Source organism: Gluconobacter sp. Gdi, from assembly GCF_014132155.1.
Taxonomy (GTDB): Bacteria; Pseudomonadota; Alphaproteobacteria; order Acetobacterales; family Acetobacteraceae; genus Gluconobacter.
In genome coordinates, this window is sequence record NZ_BLJQ01000118.1 from 1 (window position 1) to 204 (window position 204).

At 57.8% G+C, this 204-nt stretch carries 1 pseudogene; it reads left to right on the top strand.

Annotated features, from left to right (window positions below):
- Window positions 1-204 (top strand): annotated as a pseudogene (locus JN414_RS16735) (hypothetical protein); the annotation flags it as partial.

Below are 204 nucleotides of genomic sequence, written 5' to 3' on the forward strand. Positions count from 1 at the left end.
GCGCGCTGGCAATGGTGTTCTCCAGCCTGAACTGACCACTGATCCGGATCTGCATCTGGTCACCAACTTCGGTCAGATCATCCGGCCGCTCCGGCAGGCGAATGACCGTGTCATGTTCATGCTTCCAGCGAATGTCACGACAGTTCGTCTGGTATCGCGGGCCAGTCGCCCAAGTGACACGATTGGACCATTCGTAGACGATCG